This window comes from Bradyrhizobium uaiense (genome assembly GCF_010811875.1).
Classification (GTDB): Bacteria; Pseudomonadota; Alphaproteobacteria; order Rhizobiales; family Xanthobacteraceae; genus Bradyrhizobium; species Bradyrhizobium uaiense.
The window spans coordinates 1-4,838 of record NZ_VKHP01000398.1; the positions used below are offsets into that span (position 1 = coordinate 1).

Consider the following 4,838-nt stretch of genomic DNA (forward strand, 5'->3'; position numbering starts at 1 on the left):
GTGCCAACCCGCACGCCAATGGGGGCCTTTTGAAGCGGGAGTTGACGCTGCCGGATTTCCGAGCGCATGCGGTCGAAGTCACCGCTCCAGGCAGCACGGTCACCGAAGCCACGCGAGAACTCGGCAAGTTCTTGCGCGAGGTCGTGGAACTGAATGCCGAGGCGCGCAATTTCCGTATCATGGGTCCGGACGAAACCGCGTCCAACCGGCTCGACGCGGTCTTCGAGGCCACTGACCGGGTCTGGATGGAAGGCATCGAGCCCTATGACGTTCATCTGGCTCATGACGGACGTGTGATGGAGGTCCTGAGCGAGCATCTCTGCCAAGGCTGGCTCGAAGGCTACCTGCTCACCGGCCGCCACGGCTTCTTCTCCTGCTACGAGGCCTTCATCCACATCGTGGACTCAATGTTCAACCAGCACGCCAAATGGCTGAAGGTTTCGCGTGCGCTGCCTTGGCGGCGGCCGATCGCGTCGTTGAACTATCTCCTCACCTCGCATGTCTGGCGGCAGGACCACAACGGATTCAGTCATCAGGATCCCGGCTTTGTCGATCTCGTCACCAACAAGAAGGCCGATATCGTCCGTGTCTATTTCCCGCCTGATGCGAACACCCTGCTTTGGGTCGCGGATCACTGCCTGCGCACCTATGACCGCATCAATGTGATTGTGGCCGGGAAGCAGCCGGCTCCGCAATGGCTTTCGATGCGCGATGCGATCACCCATTGCGAGACAGGCATCGGCATCTGGAGATGGGCTGGCACCGAGGCCGTCAACGCCGAGCCAGACGTGGTAATGGCCTGCGCTGGCGACGTTCCGACGCTGGAGACACTCGCCGCCGTCGACCTGCTCCGCAAGGCGCTGCCGGAGTTGAAGATTCGCGTCGTCAACGTGGTTGACCTGATGACGCTGCAGCCGACTGAGCAGCATCCGCACGGACTGTCGGACCGCGACTTCGACAGCTTGTTCACCCGCGACAAGCCTGTCATCTTCGCCTATCACGGCTATCCCTATCTGATCCATCGCCTGACCTACAGCCGCGCCAATCACGACGGAATGCACGTGCGGGGCTTCGCTGAGGAGGGCACCACCACGACGCCATTCGACATGGTGGTGTTGAACGGCCTCGACCGCTTCCACCTCGCCATCGAAGCAATCGAGCGGGTGCCAGGGCTCGACATCGCGGCGGCCCACGTTAAGCAGCAACTCCGCGACGCGCTGACCGAGCACACCCGCTACGTGCGCGAGCATGGCGAGGACATGCCGGCGATCCGTGACTGGGTCTGGCCCTACGGCACCACAGACCACAAATCCGTTGACTGAAGCAGCGAACACGCGAGACAGACCGTCTATGTCCGACAGCGTCCTGGTGCTCAACGCCGGCTCATCCAGCATCAAGCTCGGCCTGTTCGACATTGCGTCGGCCGAGCCGATGCTGCAATGCAAGGGCCTGCTTGACGAGCACGAGAAAGCCCCGCGCGTCGTGGTGAGCGATGCCTCAGGCAAGCAGTTGTTCACGAAGCGTCGAGCGAGCGGCACGTCGGGGAACAGCGACCTGTTCAGCGATATGCTTGCCTGGACCGATGAGTATCTCGCTGACGGCAGGCTCGCCGCCGTCGGCCACCGCATTGTCCATGGCGGGCAAACATTTTCCACGCCGGTCGTCATTGCTGGACAGACTCTCGCCACGTTGGAGGCGTTGACGCCGCTTGCGCCGCTGCATCAGCCACGCTGCCTGGCGCCGGTCCGGGCCATACTGTCACTGCAGTCGGAACTGACGCAGATCGCCTGCTTCGATACCGCCTTCCATCACGGCCTGACGCCGCCGGCAAACCGCTTTGCCATCCCGCGGCAATTCGGCGAGCGCGGCATCCGCCGCTACGGCTTCCACGGCCTCTCCTTCGAGTACGTTGCGAGCCAGATCGCCGCGATCGCGCCGCAAGTGGCCGACAAGCGCGTCGTCGTGGCGCATCTCGGCAACGGCGCAAGCCTCTGTGCCTTGCGGAACGGAAAAAGCGTCGACACCACGATGGGACTGACCCCACTCGACGGTCTTGTGATGGGTACACGCTGTGGAACGATCGATCCCGGCGTGCTGCTTTATCTCATGCAGGCGGAAAAGATGTCGGTCGAAGACGTACAACATTTGCTGTACGAGGGATCTGGCCTGCTCGGCGTCTCAGGGGTGTCTGCCGACATGCGCGCACTGCTGGCGAGCCACGAGCCTGCGGCCCGCGAAGCCATAGATCTCTTCACATTTCGCGTCGCTGCAGAAGTCGCCGTGATGGCAAATACTCTTGCCGGCCTCGACGGCCTGGTGTTCACCGGCGGCATCGGCGAGCATGCCGCCGAAATCCGGCAGCGCATCTGCGATCGACTCTCCTGGCTCGGCGTCAGCATTGATCCGGCCGCGAATGCGCGGGGCGAACAACGTATCGCCGTGAAGAGCAGTCCCGTAGATGTGCTGGTCATTCCGACCAATGAGGAGATTACCATTGCGCGGCACTGCCGAAGCCTGCTGGTGCCGGGCTGTTAGGTCGCGGCGACCTTGGCCTGGCTACAGACGCGCGCAAGACTCATACATCTCTGTGAGGCACGCGTCGAGGATCTGGTTCAGTCCGTCGTCGCAACCCACATCACGAGCTCGCTTGCGAGGGCGCCGAAAGTCCGATCGAATGCGGCTGCCGCATCGGACGGAGCGAGCGAGCTAATTCCTTCGGATCCCTCAAGAAGCTTTGCAGCCTTCACCTGACCATTTCGATCCACGATCTTTGCGGAGAAGGCGATCGTGGCGCGCGGTTGGGTTCCCAGCACAATTTCGAACCGACGCAAATCTATGAGCAGACGCCGCGCGCCCTCTACGCCGCTGTCGGCGCGCAATGGCGCATGGTCCACATCGTAATTCTCAAAGCTCTGGAGCAACCTCGCCTGCACCAGTACCGGGAGACTGTCGCTCCACTGCGCCCCCTCGAATCCCTGAGTTTCTTCATCCGGCGTGAACAAGAAGCGCTGGGTCTGCAACCGCGCGATCGCGGTCGGCTCTGCCATGACCAGTTGCTCGGGCAGATTCGCATGGCGTTGCGCGCCGAAGCTATTCATCGCATGAAGGTCGTACACCACCTTGCGCGGCGCGGACGCACCGCCCCCGGTCATGCGCTCCAGTCCGGCCACAATTCCGTCGAGCTTCGGCGTGTTGCGTGCGAGCCCTTCGGCGAACGTGCTGAGATTGTCGATCGTGCTGTGCAGCGGCGCGGCGTTCTCAGACAGGACGGCATCGACACGGCGCAAGGCATCGCGGGCCGCCTGCGTCATGCTCCGTCCGGCCCCCTTTTCGGCCACCAGGGGTTCGCGCGCCGGCGGCGCGCCCGCATCATCACCACCTTCCAGCGCGATCACGGGAACACCGGTCAGCCCCTGGAAATCGAGGCCGACTCGCGTGTCGCTATGCACCGGCGTGCGCTCGGCGACCGCGATCGTGGCGTGAACCTCGTGCGGCCGCTCCGGAATCAGCTCAAGGGCTGTGACCTCACCGACGCGGATTCCGTTGAAGAGAACGCCTGCCCCGACGAGCAGACCCGGCACGGGATCGACAAAGACGACCTGATATGTCTCCCGTTTTCCGATTCCTCCGAAATTGTTCAGCCAGTAGACGAAGCCGAACACGGCGACGATTGCGGACAATACGAAAGCACCAACGATGATGTAGGGCGCGCGGATTTCCATATGCGTCTCTCTTGCCTAGTTGCCGAGGCCCAGCTTCTGCGCCCGGGCGCCATGAAAGTAAGCCTGGACCCAAGGATGATCGGACTTGAGCACCGACGACAGCCGGCCGATTGCCGCGATCCTGCCGTCGGCGAGCGCGGCGACCCGGTCGCAGATGGCCTGCAGGCTGTTCAGATCGTGCGTCACCATGAATACGGTGAAGCGCAACGTCCGGTGCAGCGTCCGGATCAAAGCATCGAATTCGCCCGCAGCAATGGGATCGAGACCCGACGTCGGCTCATCAAGAAACAGGAGCGACGGGTCGAGCGCCAGTGCCCGCGCGAGCGCAACCCGCTTGGTCATGCCGCCCGAGAGCTCCGACGGATACTTGTCACCGTCTTCGCGCGTCAGGCCGACCATCTCGAGCTTCGCGTTGGCAATCTCGTCGAGCAGTACTGGCGACAGCCGTGCGCACTCGCGCAGCGGAAACTGGATGTTCTGGCGAGCCGTCAAGGCCGAGAACAGCGCTCCCTGCTGGAACAGGACGCCCCAGCGGCGTTCGTCATCGCTATCGCCCGCGAAATCGATCTGCCCGCTCCGCTTCGGAAGAAGGCCGACCAATGTCCGCATCAGCACCGACTTTCCGCCCCCCGACGCGCCCACGAGGCCGAGAATCTCGCCCCCGTTCACGTCGAGATCGAGATGATCGAGGATGATCTTCTCGCCGAAGCCGACCACGAGGTCGCGGATATGGATCGCTGGCGTATCCGCCATGGTTACATCCCGATCGAAGCGAAGAAAACCGCGAACAATCCGTCGAGCACGATCACGAGGAAGATCGATTTCACGACCGACGCCGTCGTCTGCTGTCCTAGCGATTCCGCGCTGCCCTTGACGCTCAATCCCTCCACGGCCGCGACAAGCCCGATCACGAGTGCCATGAATGGCGCCTTGATGATGCCGACCTCGAAATGAGTGACTGAAACCGCGTCATGAAGGCGTGCGATGAAAATCGCCGGGCTCATGCCGCCATAATGCCAGGACATCAGCCCGACGCCATAGAGCGAGGCGAGCGGGCCCAGACAGACAGGAGCCGTGAGCTCCCCCCCCACAACCAGGAACAGAAGCAGTGAACTG

5 protein-coding genes are annotated in these 4,838 nt (G+C 62.8%); 2 read left to right on the forward strand and 3 right to left on the reverse strand.

Annotated elements, in window-relative coordinates; genetic code table 11:
* Both FNJ47_RS44540 and FNJ47_RS44545 read left to right on the forward strand, forming a co-directional pair.
* Positions 1 to 1,322 (forward strand): phosphoketolase family protein (locus tag FNJ47_RS44540; protein WP_163162934.1); only part of this gene is annotated, 1,322 nt, incomplete at its 5' end.
* Between the two features lie 28 nt (positions 1,323 to 1,350).
* Positions 1,351 to 2,535 carry an acetate/propionate family kinase gene (locus FNJ47_RS44545; protein WP_163162935.1) on the forward strand — a complete coding sequence of 395 codons (1,185 nt, stop codon included), beginning with the start codon at positions 1,351 to 1,353 and terminating at the stop codon, positions 2,533 to 2,535.
* 77 nt (positions 2,536 to 2,612) lie between these two features.
* On the opposite strand, the gene FNJ47_RS44550 is transcribed toward FNJ47_RS44545, so the two are convergent.
* The 3 genes from FNJ47_RS44550 to FNJ47_RS44560 all read right to left on the reverse strand — a co-directional run.
* Positions 2,613 to 3,722 (reverse strand): ABC-type transport auxiliary lipoprotein family protein, encoded by a 1,110-nt coding sequence (locus FNJ47_RS44550; protein WP_163162936.1) that lies wholly within the window; start codon positions 3,720 to 3,722, stop codon positions 2,613 to 2,615.
* A 15-nt stretch (positions 3,723 to 3,737) separates the two neighbouring features.
* On the reverse strand, positions 3,738 to 4,475 hold the full coding sequence (locus FNJ47_RS44555) for an ABC transporter ATP-binding protein (RefSeq protein WP_163162937.1): 738 nt from the start codon (positions 4,473 to 4,475) through the stop codon (positions 3,738 to 3,740).
* A gap of 2 nt (positions 4,476 to 4,477) precedes the next feature.
* Positions 4,478 to 4,838 (reverse strand): MlaE family ABC transporter permease (locus FNJ47_RS44560; RefSeq protein WP_175068512.1); only part of this gene is annotated, 361 nt, incomplete at its 5' end.

Coding starts and splice junctions, on each gene's coding strand:
- FNJ47_RS44545 (WP_163162935.1), top strand. CDS start 1,351: ATGTCCGACAGCGTCCTGGTGCTCAACGCCGGCTCATCCAGCATCAAG.
- FNJ47_RS44550 (WP_163162936.1), bottom strand. CDS start 3,722: ATGGAAATCCGCGCGCCCTACATCATCGTTGGTGCTTTCGTATTGTCC.
- FNJ47_RS44555 (WP_163162937.1), bottom strand. CDS start 4,475: ATGGCGGATACGCCAGCGATCCATATCCGCGACCTCGTGGTCGGCTTC.